This window comes from Agromyces binzhouensis, from assembly GCF_004135055.1.
Classification (GTDB): Bacteria; Actinomycetota; Actinomycetes; order Actinomycetales; family Microbacteriaceae; genus Agromyces; species Agromyces binzhouensis.
This window is the reverse complement of sequence record NZ_SDPL01000026.1, coordinates 1-16,373: the sequence shown is the minus strand read 5'-3', so window position 1 is coordinate 16,373 and position 16,373 is coordinate 1. Positions and strand designations below refer to the sequence as shown.

The following is a 16,373-nucleotide window of genomic DNA, read 5'->3' as shown; positions in this document are numbered from 1 at the left end:
CGGCCTGCGCCGCCTGCGCGGCCGCGAGCGCCTGCTCGGCGGCGACCCGCAGCTTCTCGCGCTCGGCACGCGCCACCTCGGCCTGGTCGGCGAGCGACTGGGCGGTGTTGCCCGCCTCCTCGGCCTGCTCGTAGATCCCGGCCGTGCGCTCGACGAGCTTCTCCATCGATCCGAGCTTCGCGAGCAGTTCGTCGGTGCGGGCGGCATCGCCCGCGTCGAACATGAGGTTCATGCCGAGGTCGGATCCGCCCGTGCGGTAGAGCTGCGCCGCGAGCTGGCCGGCGTTGCGCTCGGCCTCCTCGGCCTCGGCCTTCGCCTCGTCCGCCTGCGCCTGGATCTCGTCGGCGCGACGCACGGCGTCGTCGTACTCCTGCTGCGCCACGATGAGCTCGTCCGTCCGACGCTCCGCCTCGGCCCGCGCCGCCTCGACGTTCGCCTCGAGGTCGGCGATGAGGCCGACGATCTCGTCGACGGCCTGCGCGGCCGCCTGCGTGTTCGCCTTGGCCTTCTGCACCTCGTCCCACGTCGGGTAGTCGGCTGCCGTCGCGGCGATCGGGTTCGCCACCACCCCCGCGGTCGCCGCGAGCGCGATGACGAGCGAGCCCGCGAGGGCGCGCATGCGCGACCCCCGGGTGACTCGGCGTCCTGCGATTCGCGACATGTTCCCCCATCCGCGCGGGCCGTGAGCACGCGCTCGCATGCCTCACCTACGGGCAGTGGCCTTGCCACACTAGGTTCGGAACGACCGCGGATCGGGCATTTCCGCCGCGCGTGGCGCGTCTTGCCCGCCCCGTTTTGGATTCTGGCCGAGGTGTGCGTATGCTTTCTTCTCGGCGGTCGAGCCCTCGGGCACGACCTTCCGGCCCCATCGTTTAGCGGCCTAGGACACCGCCCTTTCACGGCGGCAGCACGGGTTCGAATCCCGTTGGGGTCACCCAGACGATGGGTTTACAATTGAAAAGCTTCTTTACGAGGCCCTGTGGCGCAGTTGGTTAGCGTGCCGCCCTGTCACGGCGGAGGTCGCGGGTTCAAGTCCCGTCAGGGTCGCTCAGGCGACAAGCCCTTTCCCTTTCGAGAGAAGGGGCTTTCTCCTTATCATCGAGGTGTTTCGGCACCCCGAGGCTCTGTAGCTCAGTTGGTAGAGCGTTCGACTGAAAATCGAAAGGTCACCGGATCGATGCCGGTCGGAGCCACAGATGAAAACCCCCGGTTCGCCGGGGGTTTTCGCGTTTCCGGATGAGTGTGTTCAGGGCGGAGTCGTGCCCACCCGCCTCCACCGCGGGCACCTGCCAGGTCTCAATCGGATCGATCGCGCCACGCGTCGATCTCGGCGTGGAGCCGGGCGCGCTCGGTCGGCTCGAGGAACGCAGAGTCGACGGAGTTCCTCGCCAGCTGCTCGACCGTTCCCTCGTCGAGGTCGAACTCCCCGACGACGGCGTCGAAGTTCGCATCGACGTACCCGCCGAAATACGCCGGGTCATCCGAGTTCACGCTCACGAGCAGGCCGAGTTCGAGCATCCGAGGCAGCGGATGCTCCGCCATCGTCTCGACCGTGCGAAGCCGGACGTTCGACAGCGGGCAGACCGTCAGCGGAACGCGATCGCGAACCAGGCGCGCGACGAGTTCGGGATCCTCGAGACTCCGGATTCCATGATCGACGCGCTCGACGTGCAGCAGGTCGAGGGCCTCCCAGACGTACTCCGGCGGGCCTTCCTCACCGGCGTGCGCCACGACATGGAGCCCCGCTTCGCTGGCCGCCCGGTACACGTCGACGAACAGTGACGGCGGGGAGCCGACCTCCGCGGAATCCAAGCCGATGCCATCGATCGGCAGACCGGCGTCGAGTACCTCCGTCAGGGCGTCCATCGCATCCTCCGGCGGAAGGTCGCGCCAGAACGACATGATCAGCATCGTCGTCATCCCATGGTCGACGAGGCTCTGATCCAATGCGCTCCGGATGCCGCCGATCACCGTGTCGGCCGGGATGCCACGCCGAGTGTGCGCCTGGACGTCGAAGAAGATCTCCGCGTGCCGCACCCCCGCCGCCGACGCCCGGGCAAGGTACCGACGGGTGACCTCGGCGAAGTCGTCCTCGTCGCGCAGCACCTCGAGGTTGACGTAGAGGAGGTCGAGGAAGGACTGGAGGTCGGTGAAGTCGTACTGCGCTTCGAGATGCTCGAGGGAACGCCACGGCAACTCGATGCCGTGCTTCGCGGCCGTCTCGATGATGAATGCGGGCTCCAGCGTTCCCTCGAGGTGGAGGTGGAGTTCCGCGACCGGCGGCCTCACGACTCGACCGTGGAGATACGACATGATCACCGTCCCGAACCCCTCGATGGCCCAGAACCTAGTCCGCGCATCGCGCGTCGACTCGGGACCTTCGGCACGTGCCCAAGGCGAGTGCGGCTACGAGAGACGGTCGGCTGCTCACGGCGACGGGGTCGACGCTCGCCGAACGCCCGTCGGGGCCGGCCGGTGCGGCCGGCCCCGACGGGCCACGGATCAGGCGGCTGCGTATCGCTGCGGGTCCGCGTCGAACAGCGGGCCGCAGGCGGCGCAGCAGAACCAGTACCGCTGTCCGTCGTGGTCCCGGAAGAGACCGGCCTGCTCCGCGTCGGCCTTGACGACCATGCTCCCCGGCATGACCGGGCACTCGGCCAGGTCGTCGGGGCCTCGCAGCAGGTCGGTCGCCTCGGCGGGCTTCGAGGCGTGGCCGTGGGCGTTGCCGGTGCTGCAGCAGTGTGCGCTCATGGATGGTTTCCTTTCAGTCGCGCGGGTCATGCGCGTTCGAGTTGCCGCGCCGGTTCGGTCGCGGTGGTGGTGGCGCGCGGGGCGCCGGTGGTCCGCGAGCGGAACGTCCGCAGGCGGAGGCTGTTGCTGACGACGAAGACGCTGGAGAACGCCATCGCCGCCCCGGCGAGCATCGGGTTCAGCAGGCCGAGCGCGGCCAGCGGGATCGCGGCCACGTTGTAGGCGAACGCCCAGAAGAGGTTCGTCTTGATCGTCCCGAGCGTCCGGCGCGACAACCGGATGGCGTCGCCCACCGCTCGGAGGTCGCCGCGCACGAGCGTGATGTCGGCGGCCTCGATGGCCGCATCGGTGCCGGTGCCCATCGCCAGGCCGAGGTCGGCCTGCGCGAGCGCGGCGGCATCGTTCACGCCGTCCCCGACCATCGCGACGACCTTTCCGGACGCCTGCAGGTCTCGGACGACGCCGACCTTCTCGGCCGGGAGGACATCGGCGATGACCTCGTCGATGCCGACCTCGTCGGCGACGTGCCGTGCGACCGTGGCGTTGTCTCCGGTGAGCAGCACCGGCGTGAGCCCCAGGCGGCGAAGGGCCGCGATCGCCTCTCGGCTGGTGTCCTTCACGCGGTCGGCGACCACGAGCACACCGCGCGCGGCGCCGTCCCACCCGACGAGCACGGCCGTCTGCCCGGCGGACTCGGCATCCAGCTTCGCCGCACGGAGGTCCTCGGGGACCTCGATCGCCCAGTCGTCGAGCAGCGATTCCCTGCCGACGACGGCCAGGTGGCCGTCGACGATTCCGTGGACGCCCCGACCCTCGTGGTTCTCGAACGACTCCACGCTGCCGAGCTCGCCGATCCGGGAGGTGGCGCCTGCGGCGATCGCCTGCGCGATCGGATGCTCGGAGGCATCCTCGAGTGCGCCGGCGATGCGGAGCACCTCTGTCTCGTCCTCGCCGGCTCCCGCCCGCACCGCGAGCAGCGACATCCGGCCCGTGGTGACCGTACCGGTCTTGTCGAGCACGACGGTGTCGACCTTGCGAGTCGACTCGAGGACCTCTGGCCCCTTGATCAGGATGCCGAGCTGGGCACCGCGGCCCGTGCCGACGAGCAGCGCCGTCGGCGTGGCGAGGCCCAGGGCGCAGGGGCAGGCGATGATGAGCACCGCCACGGCCGCCGTGAACGCCGCCGCGACCGGGAAGCCGGCGCCCAGCCAGACGCCGAGCGTGCCGGCCGTGAGGGCGAGCACGATCGGGACGAAGACCCCGGAGATCCGGTCGGCCAAGCGCTGGACCTGCGCTTTCCCGGACTGGGCGTCCTCGACGAGCTTCGCCATCTGCGCGAGCTGGGTGTCGGCGCCGACGCGCGTCGCACGCACGACGAGCCTGCCCCCGGCGTTGACGGTCGCGCCGACGACCGGGTCGCCGACGGTCACCTCGACCGGAACCGATTCTCCGGTGAGCATCGACTGGTCGATCGCACTCCGGCCCTCGACGATCACGCCGTCGGTCGCGATCTTCTCGCCCGGGCGCACGACGAACTCGTCGCCGACGCTGAGCTGCTCGATCGGGATGCGCTCCTCACGGCCGTCCTTCAGCACGGCGACGTCCTTCGCGCCGAGCTGGAGCAGGGCGCGCAGCGCGGCGCCGGCCGTGCGCTTCGATCGCTTCTCGAAGTAGCGACCGGCCAGGACGAACATGGTCACGCCCGCGGCCACCTCGAGGTAGATGTTCGCGGCGCCGTCCGTGGGAGCCACGGTCAGTTCGAACGGATGGGTCATGCCGGGCGTGCCCGCGGTGCCGAAGAACAGCGCGTAGACCGACCAGAGCAACGCGGCGGATGTCCCGACCGACACGAGCGTGTCCATCGTCGCGGCGCCGTGGCGCAGGTTCACCAGCGCGGCCCGATGGAACGGCCACGCGGCCCAGACGATGACCGGCGCGGCGAGCGCGAGCGAGAGCCACTGCCAGAACGGGAACTGGAGCACCGGGATCATCGCCATGAGGATGACCGGAACGGACAGTACGACCGAGCCGATCAGCCGATGCCGGAGCGTCCGCAGCTCGCCGTCCTCGGCATCACCCTCGCCCTGGGCGCCCGAGGCCTGTGCCGTCGGCGGGGCCGGGGCCTCGGCGGTGTAGCCGGTCTTCCGGATCTCAGCGATCACGGCCTCGGTCGTGAGCCCGCGCGGAACCTCGACGCGGGCCTTCTCGGTGGCGTAGTTGACGGTGGCCGTCACGCCGTCGAGCTTGTTCAGCTTCCGCTCGATCCGCATCGCACATGACGCGCAGGTCATCCCGCCGATGTCCAGTTCGACCACCTCGGTCGGCGGTGGTGTCTTCAGGGCGCTCTCGTTCATCGGAGTTCCTTCCTCCTCGGTCCTGCTCAATGGCCTGCGGCGTGGTCGCCGCTCTCGGCGTGGGGTTCCGCCTCCGCCTCGCCGGGTGTCGCGACGACGGTGAATGCTGCGGTGTGCACCTGCCCGGCGACCCGGAAGTCGACGTAGACCAGGTAGTCACCCGCCGTCGGCGGGGTGGCTGCGAACCGGATGACCGGTCCGAGGTCGGTCGTGCCGACGGTGTCGGCCTCGTCGAGGGGGTGCGCGTGGAGGTACCCGAGGTCGCCGACGCGGAGCATGACGAGATGCCCCGCTGCGCCGAGGTACGGTTCGATCGCAGTGACGGGTCGGCCGTCCTGCCGGACCGTGAACTCGAGCTCGGCCTCGGTGCCCGCGACGGGATCGCCCGAGAGCTCGACGGTGTAGGGCCCTGCCTGCACGACCCGCTCGCCGGGCGTGGGCGCATCCGTGGCGCTCAGGACCCCGTTGACGGTCGTGGTCGTGGTGAGGGTGAGCGTGCGATCGTGCCCGGCGGGCCGGAAGTCGGCGAAGAGGCGATACCCGCCCGCGGCGTCCCAGTCCCACGGGATGCTCCAGACGCCGTCCGCGCCGAGTTCGGGGTGCACGTGACGGAACTGCGCGCCGTCGGAGCGCACCACGATGAGGTGCAGGGGCCGCTCGTGGGTGAGGTCGAAGTCCGTCACCGGGTCGTCGTGGACATCGAGGATCCGGAAGCCGAGTTCGCCGGGGTCGCCCGTCTCACCCGGCGCATGCAGGCCGTCGAGGCGGTAGCCGTCGGCGTCGAGGGAGAGCCCGGGCACCTCGTCGGGACTCGGGTGCGAGTGCGACTCGGACGCCTCGTCCCCGACCGATCCGTGGGGTCCGTCATGCTCGGCCCGCTGCGCCCACGCGGTGACGGTGTCCGAGGGCACGACCACCGGACCGACGGCGACGGCGAGGCCGAAGACGCCGGCGAGACCGACTCCGAAGAGCCCGAGTCGGAGCGCGGGGCTCAGCTCACCGCCGCTGCGCGACATAGCCGGCCTCCTGCACGGCGTCGAGCACGGCCTGGTCGTCGAGGTCGGCGTCGGAGCCCACCACGAGCCGGCCGGTCACGGCGGACACGTCGACGCTCGTCACGCCGGCGATCTCGGAGACCTCCTCGCGGATGGAGAGTTCGCAGTGACCACAGGTCATCCCGGTCACCTGGTACTCGAATACGGTCATCGCCTCATCCTTTCAATAGGGGGGTGGGGTATGCGGTATGATCGACAACCATATACCCCACTGGGGTATTCCGCACCGGGAGGTCATCATGTCGTCAGAACACGCGCTGATCGTCGGAGCCGGCGCCGCCGGCTGGTCCGCAGCAGACACGCTCGTGCGATCGGGCTGGCCGGGGCCGGTGACGATCGTCGACCCGACCGGCCCGACCAACCGCACGCTGGTCAACAAGGGCGTGCTGACCGGCCTGCTCGGCCGCGAGCAGCTCGGGCGACCGATCCCGGCCGGCACCGAGCTCCTGGAGGACGAGGTGGCGGCCGTCCAGGCCGACGGCACGGTTCACCTCCGTTCGGGCGATCGCGTCGCACCCACCGCGGTCGTGATCGCGACCGGCAGCGCGCCGCGGCGACACTCGTTCAGCCCGGACGGGGACGCCGGGGCGGAGCGGATCCTGCCACTGCACTCGATCGAGGATGCGGAGCGGATCCGCAGCCTGCTGCCCTCGAGCGGCGGTCGCGTCGCCGTGCTCGGCGCCGGCCTGATCGGATCCGAGACCGCGTCGCTGCTCGCCGACTCCGGAGTCGACGTGACCCTGCTCGCCCGGTCACCCCTCCCCCTGCGCGACCAGCTCGGCCCGACGGTCGCATCGGACCTGCTCCGCCGGCATCGCGATCGAATCCGGATCCGGACCGGCCGAGACGTCGCCCGCGCCGCGACGCGATCCGACATCGTCGTCGTCGAGCTCTCCGATGGCGAGACCGTCGAAGCCGACGTGGCCATCGTCGCGCACGGAACGCTCGCCCGTCGCCCGTCGGTCGGGGCGCAGACCGGCGCCCTCACCGTCGATGCCCGGCTGAGGACCGGACTCCGCGGGGTCTACGCCGCGGGCGGCGTCGCGTCGATCCTGTCCCACGGCACGGCCGTGCGAGTCGACCACTGGGAGGACGCGGCGGCGCAGGGGGCGCACGCCGCCCGTTCGATCCTCCACGACCTCCTGGGAGCCGCCGATCCCGGCGAGTACCGATTCGAGTCGGGGTTCTCCGCCCGCATCCACGGCGGGACGCTGACCGCGTGGGGGGTCGCCACCCGGGCCACCCAGTGGTCCCGCCACGACAGCGACGAGGCCGTGGGCGTCGGCCGCCATTTCGGGCAGGTCACCGCCGTCGCGGGCATCGATGCCGCGGGCACGGTGCGCAGCATCGTGGAGGCGGCACGTCGAGACCTGCGCGAACCGTTGCATCGGTACCCCATAGGGGTATAATCGCTCTCGTCGGCGCCGACGAACGGCGATCGCCGTTCGCCTGGCGGCGCGAGAGGGCGAGACGATGGACGAGCGCGCACGGAACGACACGGACCCGACCGCACGGGTCGGGCACGAGCATCACGATCACGCCGATCACGCCGACCACGCCGACCACGCCGGGTCGACGGGCGCGGGCCCCTCGATGCAGCAGCACGAGGAGCACGGCGATCACGGCGAGCACTCCGAGCACGGCGGCCACGCGGGGCATGAGGGTCACGCGGGCCACGCTGGGCATGAGGGTCACGCCGGTCACGGCGGGCATGGAGGACACGCCGGCCACGGCGATCACGTCGGCCAGTTCCGCAGGCTGTTCTGGATCAACCTCGTGCTCGCCGTCCCGGTCGTCGGCTTCTCCTCGATGTTCGCCATGCTCCTCGGCTACGAACTGCCCGCCGGGGCCTGGGCCGCCTGGATCTCCCCGGTGCTCGGCACCGTCATGTACGTCTGGGGCGGACGCCCCTTCCTGACCGGCGCGGTCAGCGAGCTCCGGGCGCTGAAGCCCGGCATGATGCTCCTCATCGGCCTGGCGATCACCGTGGCGTTCCTCGCGAGCTGGGGCGCGACGATCGGGCTGCTCGACCACGAGCTGGACTTCTGGTGGGAGCTCGCGCTGCTGATCGTGATCATGCTGCTCGGGCACTGGCTCGAGATGCGCTCCCTCGCGCAGACGACCTCCGCGCTGGACTCGCTCGCCGCGCTGCTGCCCGATGAGGCGGAGCGCGTCGAGGGCGACACGACCGTCACCGTGGCTCCGGCCGACCTCCGCGTCGGCGACATCGTCGTCGTCCGACCCGGAGGACGCGTGCCCGCCGACGGCACGGTGGTCGCCGGCACGGCGAGCATGGACGAGTCCATGATCACCGGCGAATCGAAGACCGTCCGCCGCAGCGACGGCGACCACGTCGTCGCCGGAACCGTCGCCACCGACTCCGGCATCCGCATCGAGGTGGACGCGGTCGGCGACGACACGGCCCTGGCCGGCATCCGTCGCCTCGTCGAGGACGCCCAGAACTCGTCCTCGCGCGCGCAGCGCATCGCCGATCGGGCCGCAGCGTGGCTGTTCTGGTTCGCACTCGGCGCGGCCGTGATCACCGCGGCGGTCTGGAGCATGCTCGGCCTCCCGGACGAAGCCGTCGTGCGCACGATCACGGTCCTCGTGATCGCATGCCCGCACGCACTCGGACTCGCGATCCCCCTGGTCGTCTCGATCGCCACCGAGCGCGCCGCGCGCGGCGGCGTGCTGATCAAGGACCGGCTGGCGCTCGAGAGCATGCGGACGGTCACCAGCGTGCTCTTCGACAAGACCGGCACGCTCACCAAGGGCCAGCCGACCGTCGTCGCCGTCGAGACCGTGTCCGGCCGAGATTCCGACGACGTCCTGGCGCTCGCGGCGGCGGCAGAGACCGACTCCGAGCATCCCCTCGCACGTGCGATCGTCGAGTCGGCCACGCAACGGGGCCTCCAGGTCGCCGCCGCGACGGGGTTCGAGTCCGCGCCCGCGGTCGGCGTCACGGCGAACGTCGACGGCGCCAGGATCCGCGTCGGCGGGCCGCACCTGCTCGCCGAGGAGGGCGAGGACGAACTCCCGATCGCGGAGGAGTGGCGCGAGCACGGCGCGATCATCCTGCACGTGGTCGAGGACGGCGTGGTGATCGGCGCCCTCGAACTCGCGGACGCCATCCGCGACGAGTCCCGGGAGGCGGTCGACGCGCTGCACGAGCTCGACCTCGAAGTGGTCATGATCACCGGCGACGCCGACGCGGTGGCCCGGTCCGTCGCCTCCGATCTGGGCATCGACCGCTACTTCGCGGGCGTCCGACCGGAGGACAAGTCCGCGAAGGTCCAGGAACTCCAACGCGAGGGCCGCAGGGTCGCGATGGTCGGCGACGGGGTGAACGACGCGCCGGCGCTCGCCCAGGCCGACGTCGGCATCGCGATCGGCGCGGGCACGGATGTCGCGATCGCCTCCGCCGGCGTCATCCTCGCCAGCGACGACCCGCGATCGGTGCTCTCCGTGATCGAGCTGTCGCGGGCGAGCTACCGCAAGATGAAGCAGAACCTGTGGTGGGCGGCGGGATACAACCTGATCTCGGTGCCGCTCGCCGCCGGCGTCCTCGCCCCGATCGGGTTCGTGCTGCCGATGTCCGTCGGCGCGATCCTGATGTCGCTGTCGACCATCATCGTCGCCGGGAACGCGCAGCTGCTCCGCCGCCTCGACCTGCGCCCCGAGAGCAGCACGCGTGCGATCCTCGGGGATCGCGTCGGCCGCAGCACCCCCGAACCGGCGCCCTCCCGGCAGTAGGTCGATCGGACCACACGGACGCTGAGGAGGCGCGGGCCGAACGGCCCGCGCCTCCCGTCGCTGGTCGAGATCAGGCACCCACGGGAACCTGCTCGTCCTGGGCGGCGCCGGTCTCGCCCGCCTGCTTGGCTCCGCGGAGCGTCACGAGGGCGATGAGGCCGCCGACGACGGCGATGGCCGCGGCGCCGAGGAAGGCGGCCGAGTAGCCGCCGGTCAGTGCGACGACGCCGGTACCCGTTCCGACCACGGCCGAGCTGAGCGCCGTGACGGCGGCCAGGCCGACTGCGGAGCCGATCTGGTAGCTCGTGTTCACGAGCCCGGATGCGACACCGGTCTCCTCGGGTCGGGCGACCCCGATCGCGGTGCCGAGTGACGGGATGAACGCGAGCGCCATGCCGAAGGCGGCCACCAGCGAGGCGGGCAGCACGTCGACGACGTAGTTCCCGTCGGGGCGGACGAAGCCGAGCCAGACCAGGCCTGCTGCGAGCAGCGCGAACCCGGCGATGATGAGCGGCTTCACGCCGAACCTCGCGAGCAGGCGGGGTGCGACCGTGGTCATGCCGATCACGATGAGCACGGTCATCGGCAGGAGCGCCGCGCCCGCGGCGAACGAGCCGGCACCGAGGACCTGCTGGAGGTAGAGGTTCAGGAAGAACCACATCGGCACCCACGCCGCACCGAGGAGCAGCTGGGCCGTGTTGGCGGCGCCGAGCTGCGGGGTGCGGAAGATCCCGAGGCGCAGCAGCGGCTGGCGGGCCTTCCGCTGGACGACGAAGAACAGGCCGAGCAGGATGACTCCCGCGGCGAGCGCGACGAGCACCTCGAGCGAGGCCCAGCCGGCCTCCGGCGCGCGGACGATGCCGTAGACGAGCGCGGCGAGACCGGCGGTGCCGGTCACGGCGCCGAGCACGTCGACGGAACCGCGCTGGCCGGGCACGCGCGGCAGGGCGCCCGGGGCGAGGAGGACCACCGCCAGGGCGATCGGGACGGTGATGTAGAACACCCACGGCCAGCTCGCGTACTCCGTGAGCACTCCGCCGAGGAACACGCCGGCGGTGCCGCCGATCGGGGCCGCGGCGCCGTAGACGGCGAACGCCTTGGGGAGCTGCGGGGTTCCGCCGAACAGCGCCATGAGCAGGCTGAGGGCGGCGGGCGCGATCAGCGCCGCTCCGGCACCCTGGACGGCACGCCCGGCGATCTCCATGCCGACGCCGGTCGCGGCACCCGCGAGCACCGAGCCGAGGGCGAGGATGCCCCACCCGGCGAGGAACACCCGCCGTGCGCCGAAGAGGTCGGACAGCCGACCACCGAGGAGCAGCAGGCCGCCGAAGGCGACCACGTAGGCGTTGAACACCCAGGAGAGGGACTCGGGCGTGAAGCCGAGCTCCGCCTGCATCTCCGGGAGGGCCACGCCGATGATCGACGTGTCCATGATGACGACGAACTGGGCTGCGGCGATGAGCGCGAGCCCGAGCCAGCGGCGCCGTGATGCGGCCGCGGTTGGTTGGGACATGATCTTTTCTCCTTCCGGGGCCAATACCCCTGTGGGGTATCAACGTATACCCCTATTGGGTATTCCCCGCAACTGCGATCCGCCAGCTCGCCCAGCGCCGAGGCGCCTCTCGGGCGAAATCTCCGACACTGGATCGGGAATACCCCCTAGGGGTATTAGGTTGGAACTGGTATCCCGACCCGGTCCGCGCAGGAGGAAGACCATGCGACTGTTCAAGATCCGCGACTACCGCCACCTCTTCAGCGCCCAGGTGATCGCGCTGTTCGGCACGGGGCTGACCACGGTGGCGCTCGGCCTGCTGGCGTACGAACTCGCCGGGCCGCAGGCCGGCCTGGTGCTCGGCACCGCCCTCACGATCAAGATGGTCCTCTACGTGGCCATCGCCCCCATCGCGGCGGCCTACATCGACCGGCTCCCCCGGCGGGCGTTCCTCGTCACCCTGGATGCGGTGCGCGCCGGAGTGGTCCTCGCGCTCCCGTTCATCACCGAGGTCTGGCACGTCTACGTCCTGATCGGACTCCTCCAGGCATCCTCCGCGGCGTTCACGCCGACGTTCCAGGCCGTGATCCCCGACATCGTGACCGACAAGGCCGACTACACGCGGGCACTGTCCGCCTCCCAGGTCGCCTACACCATGGAGAGCCTGCTCAGCCCGGTGCTGGCCGCCATCGCGCTCAGCTTCATGAGCTTCACCTGGCTCTTCCTCGGCACGTCGCTCGGCTTCGTCCTCTCCACGTTGCTCGTCCTCTCCACCCGCATCCCGAACGCGCGCCGAGGCACCCGCTCCGGCGCGTGGGACCGTGCCACCTCGGGGATCAGGACGTTCCTGCGCACGCCGAGGCTCCGCGGCATCATCGCCCTCAACCTGGTCGTCGCGGCAGCCGGCTCGATCGTCATCGTCAACACCGTCACCTACGTGCGCGACGAACTCGGCGGCTCGCAATCGGCGGTCGCCTGGATGCTCGCCGCGTCCGGCACGGGCTCCCTCGTCGCCGCGCTCACGCTCCCACGCGTGCTCGATCGGATCACCGAACGCACGGTGATGCTGACCGGCGCCGCACTCCTGTCGGTCGCCACGATCACGGCCGCCGCGCTCACCGCCGCCGGCGTCATCACCTGGGCCGGCACGGCGATCCTGTGGTTCGTGATCGGAGCCGGGATGGCGACGATCGTCACCCCGACGGGACGGATCCTACGTGGAGCGGTCGAGCCCGCGAAGCTGCCAGGGGTCTTCGCCGCCCAGTTCTCCCTGTCGCACCTCGCCTGGCTGCTGACGTACCCGATCGCCGGATGGCTCGGCACGAGCGCGGGACTCGCGATCACCTGGTCGTCGCTGGCCGTACTCGCAGCGGGCGCAGCGATCGCGGCCCGATTCCTCTGGAGCCGCGGCGAGGCGCTCGATTCCGCAGACGCGCCCTCGGTGCCGCTGCGACCGCGCACCCCGCTGGCCGCGGGCGCCGCGGCCGAGGCCGCATAGGTCGCGTGGCGGAGCTCGGCCCCAGGCCCTGAGCTGCAACGGGAACCCCCGGCTCGCCGGGGGTTTCCGTGTTCCTGCACGCGGCGTTCCGGACGTCCACGGGCCCGTTCCGTGCGGCGCGGCGGTACCGGCCGGGGTACCAGAGCGCCGCTCCGGCGGCAACGCCCTTGCCGTCGTCGCGCCGCTCGGCTCGCATGGAAGGGTCCCCACCCGCGAGCCCGAGAGGAGCGAGACGATGTCGACCAACGAGGAGCGCACGCACCGGCCGGGCGCCGACCACTCCGACGCCGACGCGACGACGGATTCATCCACCGCGAAGCGCGACGACCACGACCCCCGGCATGCGTGGAAGCCCTACCTGCGGTTCGCCGCGATGATCCTGACCGCGATGTTCCTCGGCTACTGGACCATGTTCGCCGGGTCCTGGGAATGGGGCCACGTCCGGTTCAGCGAGAGCCGCGCCTTCATGGCCCTGACGATGGGCGGAACGATGGGCCTGGTCATGCTCGGGTACATGCTCGGCATGTACCGCAACACGAAGGCGAACATCGTCGTGATCGTCGTCAGCCTGGTCTTCATCGGCGGCGGGATCGCACTGGACCGGACCCAGGCGACTGTCGACGACGTCGCGTTCATGCGCGGGATGATCCCGCACCACTCGCTCGCGATCACCCGCTCGGAGCGCTTCGGGAACACCGACCTGCGGGTGTGCGAGCTCGCCGTCGGCATCAGCGAGGCCCAACGTCGCGAGATCGACGAGATGGACTGGCTCATCCGCGACATCCGGGAGAACGGCCCGGCCACCACCGCGCAGGAGGCGGCCGACCGCCCCGTACCCGACTTCCCGGCGTCAGCGGATCGGACCTGCGACGGCGAATGACCGCTCCGTCGCGCGCGATCGCGACTGCGGGATGGTGCCGGTCGTCACCGGAGGGCGCGTGATCCGAGGGTCGCGCGGATCACCCTGCAGAACGACCCACGAGCTTCTCGAGCGTCGTCGCCAGCGCTCGGAGCTCCTGCCTGCTGAGCGGTCCGCCGACCTCGCGGTCGATGGCGCCCAGGTAGGCGGGCGCGGCGTCGCGGAACCGGCGGACGCCCTCTGGGGTGATCACCGCGAACGCGCTTCGCCCGTCGGCGGGATTGGCCTCGCGGGCGACGAGGCCCGCTCGCGCGAGTTCATCGACCAGTCGGCTCACCCGGGTGCGGCTGAGCACCACGCGCTCCGCCAACTGCCCCATCATCATCCGCCCGCCGGCCGAGTGGAGCTCCAACAGGACGTCGTACCACGTGAGCGGCAACCCCGTCGCCTGCTGGACCTCGCGGTCGAAGAGCGGGACCAGGCGCGCGTGCGCTCGGAGCAGTGCCTCCCAGGCACGTTCTGCATCGCTCGGCATGTTCCCAGCGTAACTCATTTGCGTGCGCGCACACGTATTTGATAGCGTGCACACGCACATAAATGACAGCGGCGGATGCGCCGCAGATCGGACACGACCATGACCACGCTCCTCCACCTCTCCGCCTCACCCCGCGGCGAGGCATCCGAATCGCTCGCACTCGCGGACACCGTCCTCGACGCGTTCCGCGCCGAGCGCCCCGAGGTCGAGATCCAGACCTGGGACCTGTGGGACGGCACGCTCCCCTCGTTCGGCCCCGACGGCGCCGGCGCGAAGATGCGGATCTTCGCGGGCGAGACGCCCGTCGGCCCGCAGGAGACCGCCTGGCATCGCAGCCGGCTCGCGTTCGAGCGCTTCGCTGCCGCCGACCTCTACCTCTTCAGCGTCCCCATGTGGAACCACGGGATCCCGTACATCCTCAAGCAGTTCATCGACGTCGTGAGCCAGCCGGGCACCGTCTTCTCGTTCGACGGCGAGCAGGGCTACACCGGCCTCCTCGACGGCAAGCGCGCCGTCGTCGTCTACACGAGCGCGGTGTACGGCCCGGAGCGGGGCTCCGGCTTCGGCACCGACTTCCAGCAGCCCTACCTCGAGGACTGGCTCCGATGGGCCGGCATCGAGACCGTCGCGTCGGCGGCGTTCCGCCCCAACCTGGCGACGGCGGATGCCGCGGCCGGACGCGCGCGAGCCCACGCCGATGCCCGCCGGGCCGCATCCGCCCTCGCCCGGATCGAGCTGCGGTCCGCCTCCTGAACCGCGCCCGGAGAAGCCAGAATGGTGGATCAACGACCGGAGGACGCTGCTGACATGGCCGAAGTGCTGCTCTACCACCACATCCAGGGCCTGACCGACGGCGTGCGCGCCTTCGCCGACGAGCTGCGAGCCGCCGGCCACACCGTGCACACGCCCGACCTGTTCGACGGTCGCACGTTCGACACCATCGATGCCGGGTTCGCGTTCGCGCGCGAGACCGGGTTCGATGCGATCCGCGAGCGCGGCGCCGCCGCGGCCGACGACCTCGGCGGCGGCCTCGTCCACGCCGGCTTCTCGTTCGGCGTGACGATCGCCCAACGGCTCGCGCAGACCCGGCCCGGCGCCCGAGGCGCACTGCTCATGTACTCCTGCATCCCGATCTCGGAGTTCGGCCCGGCGTGGCCCGGTGACGTGCCCGTGCAGATCCACGGCAAGGAGGGCGACGAGTTCTTCCAGGAGGACCTGCCGGCCGCTCGCGAACTCGCCGGCTCCGCGGCATCCGCCGAACTCTTCCTCTACCCCGGCGACCAGCACCTCTTCGCCGACTCCTCGCTCGACGCCTACGACCCGGCTGCGGCGGCACTGCTCCTGAAGCGGGTCACGGCGTTCCTCGCCTCGACCTGACCGGACGCCGGGACCCACGTCCCTTGCGTCGCAGCCGCCGGCGCGGTTGGCTGGGCGGGTCGCCTCGCGACCGCGAGGGTGAAGGGGGAGCCCGATGAGCCGCACCGACACCGCCGCCGAACCCGAATGGAAGCCGCCGTGGTACCTCCGGCTGCTGAAGATCGCGACATGGATCCTGTACATCTGGGTGCTCATCGGCGTGATCGCGCTCTCGCTCCGCGTGTTCCTGCTGCTCTTCGCCGCGAACCCCGACGCCGGGTTCGCATCCTTCGTCTACCGCGTCTCGGACGCCTACATGCATCCGTTCCGTGACATCTTCCCGACGCGCGACCTCGGCGACGGCGGGTACCTCGACATCTCGGCGATCTTCGCCATCTTCATCTACGCCCTCATCGCCGGCGCCGTCGGCGCCGGCGTCGCCGCGATCAGCCGACGCATCGAGCGATCCGAGCGAGCGCACCGTGACGAGATGACGCGGATGGCCCTCGTCCGACAGGCCGAGCAGGCGCGGCGAGCCCAGGGTGTCGGGACGACGCCGTCGGGCGCCCAGGCCATCGTCGGCGGGTATCCGGCCGGTCAGATCCCGACGGGCGGTGCGGGCTATCCGCCGCCGGGCGGGATGCCGGGCGCTCCGCCGAACGGCCCCGGCACCCCGGGCGGTTCGCTGCCGCCCTCCTGAGCGGTGCCGCTCCGACCCGG

The 16,373-nt window shown here is 71.1% G+C and carries 14 protein-coding genes, 3 tRNA genes and 1 pseudogene; 10 read left to right on the top strand and 8 right to left on the bottom strand.

Features of this window, described 5'->3' with window-relative positions:
- Window positions 1-619, bottom strand: a pseudogene (locus ESO86_RS03135) (hypothetical protein); the annotation flags it as partial.
- Between the two features lie 242 nt (window positions 620-861).
- On the opposite strand from ESO86_RS03135, the gene ESO86_RS03130 reads away from it, so the two are divergent.
- From ESO86_RS03130 to ESO86_RS03120, 3 genes are all read left to right on the top strand, one after another.
- Window positions 862-934: transfer RNA gene (locus tag ESO86_RS03130), tRNA-Glu, on the top strand.
- Window positions 935-973: 39 nt separating this feature from the next.
- A tRNA-Asp gene (locus ESO86_RS03125) sits at window positions 974-1,047 on the top strand.
- Window positions 1,048-1,120: 73 nt separating this feature from the next.
- Window positions 1,121-1,193, top strand: a tRNA-Phe gene (locus ESO86_RS03120).
- 103 nt (window positions 1,194-1,296) lie between these two features.
- Here the strand turns inward: ESO86_RS03120 and ESO86_RS03115 are convergent.
- The 5 genes from ESO86_RS03115 to ESO86_RS03095 form a co-directional block, all read right to left on the bottom strand.
- A complete protein-coding gene (locus ESO86_RS03115) occupies window positions 1,297-2,289 on the bottom strand; it encodes an adenosine deaminase (protein WP_207206992.1) in 993 nt (330 codons plus the stop codon).
- 213 nt (window positions 2,290-2,502) lie between these two features.
- Window positions 2,503-2,751 (bottom strand): hypothetical protein, encoded by a 249-nt coding sequence (locus tag ESO86_RS19730; RefSeq protein WP_242492180.1) that lies wholly within the window; start codon window positions 2,749-2,751, stop codon window positions 2,503-2,505.
- 26 nt (window positions 2,752-2,777) lie between these two features.
- Complete coding sequence (locus tag ESO86_RS03105; protein WP_129233433.1) at window positions 2,778-5,105, bottom strand: heavy metal translocating P-type ATPase; 2,328 nt, start codon at window positions 5,103-5,105, stop codon at window positions 2,778-2,780.
- A gap of 26 nt (window positions 5,106-5,131) precedes the next feature.
- A complete protein-coding gene (locus tag ESO86_RS03100) occupies window positions 5,132-6,121 on the bottom strand; it encodes a heavy-metal-associated domain-containing protein (protein ID WP_129233432.1) in 990 nt (329 codons plus the stop codon).
- Window positions 6,102-6,311 carry a heavy-metal-associated domain-containing protein gene (locus ESO86_RS03095; RefSeq protein ID WP_129233431.1) on the bottom strand — a complete coding sequence of 70 codons (210 nt, stop codon included), beginning with the start codon at window positions 6,309-6,311 and terminating at the stop codon, window positions 6,102-6,104. Before ESO86_RS03095 ends, ESO86_RS03100 begins: the two co-directional genes overlap by 20 nt.
- A gap of 88 nt (window positions 6,312-6,399) precedes the next feature.
- Between ESO86_RS03095 and ESO86_RS03090 the strand changes: the two genes are divergently transcribed.
- Together ESO86_RS03090 and ESO86_RS03085 are read left to right on the top strand one after the other, a co-directional pair.
- Complete coding sequence (locus ESO86_RS03090) at window positions 6,400-7,569, top strand: FAD-dependent oxidoreductase (protein ID WP_165307259.1); 1,170 nt, start codon at window positions 6,400-6,402, stop codon at window positions 7,567-7,569.
- A 64-nt stretch (window positions 7,570-7,633) separates the two neighbouring features.
- Window positions 7,634-9,913: a heavy metal translocating P-type ATPase gene (locus ESO86_RS03085; RefSeq protein ID WP_129233429.1), complete on the top strand. Its 2,280-nt coding sequence runs from the start codon at window positions 7,634-7,636 to the stop codon at window positions 9,911-9,913.
- 70 nt (window positions 9,914-9,983) lie between these two features.
- On the opposite strand, the gene ESO86_RS03080 is transcribed toward ESO86_RS03085, so the two are convergent.
- Window positions 9,984-11,426, bottom strand: a complete 1,443-nt coding sequence (locus ESO86_RS03080; RefSeq protein WP_129233428.1) for an MFS transporter — start codon at window positions 11,424-11,426, stop codon at window positions 9,984-9,986.
- Window positions 11,427-11,628: 202 nt separating this feature from the next.
- On the opposite strand from ESO86_RS03080, the gene ESO86_RS03075 reads away from it, so the two are divergent.
- Together ESO86_RS03075 and ESO86_RS03070 are read left to right on the top strand one after the other, a co-directional pair.
- The gene (locus tag ESO86_RS03075) at window positions 11,629-12,903 is read left to right on the top strand and encodes an MFS transporter (RefSeq protein WP_129233427.1); all 1,275 of its coding nucleotides are present in this window, start codon (window positions 11,629-11,631) and stop codon (window positions 12,901-12,903) included.
- 235 nt (window positions 12,904-13,138) lie between these two features.
- Window positions 13,139-13,783 carry a DUF305 domain-containing protein gene (locus ESO86_RS03070; protein WP_129233426.1) on the top strand — a complete coding sequence of 215 codons (645 nt, stop codon included), beginning with the start codon at window positions 13,139-13,141 and terminating at the stop codon, window positions 13,781-13,783.
- Window positions 13,784-13,862: 79 nt separating this feature from the next.
- Here the strand turns inward: ESO86_RS03070 and ESO86_RS03065 are convergent, their stop codons facing one another.
- Entirely contained in the window at window positions 13,863-14,297 is a 435-nt protein-coding gene (locus tag ESO86_RS03065; RefSeq protein WP_129233425.1) for a MarR family winged helix-turn-helix transcriptional regulator, read from the bottom strand.
- A 99-nt stretch (window positions 14,298-14,396) separates the two neighbouring features.
- Between ESO86_RS03065 and ESO86_RS03060 the strand changes: the two genes are divergently transcribed.
- From ESO86_RS03060 to ESO86_RS03050, 3 genes are all read left to right on the top strand, one after another.
- A complete protein-coding gene (locus ESO86_RS03060) occupies window positions 14,397-15,050 on the top strand; it encodes an FMN-dependent NADH-azoreductase (protein WP_129233424.1) in 654 nt (217 codons plus the stop codon).
- A gap of 21 nt (window positions 15,051-15,071) precedes the next feature.
- On the top strand, window positions 15,072-15,674 hold the full coding sequence (locus ESO86_RS03055; RefSeq protein WP_129233423.1) for a dienelactone hydrolase family protein: 603 nt from the start codon (window positions 15,072-15,074) through the stop codon (window positions 15,672-15,674).
- Window positions 15,675-15,768: 94 nt separating this feature from the next.
- The gene (locus tag ESO86_RS03050) at window positions 15,769-16,353 is read left to right on the top strand and encodes a YggT family protein (protein WP_129233422.1); all 585 of its coding nucleotides are present in this window, start codon (window positions 15,769-15,771) and stop codon (window positions 16,351-16,353) included.
- Window positions 16,354-16,373 lie beyond the last annotated feature (20 nt).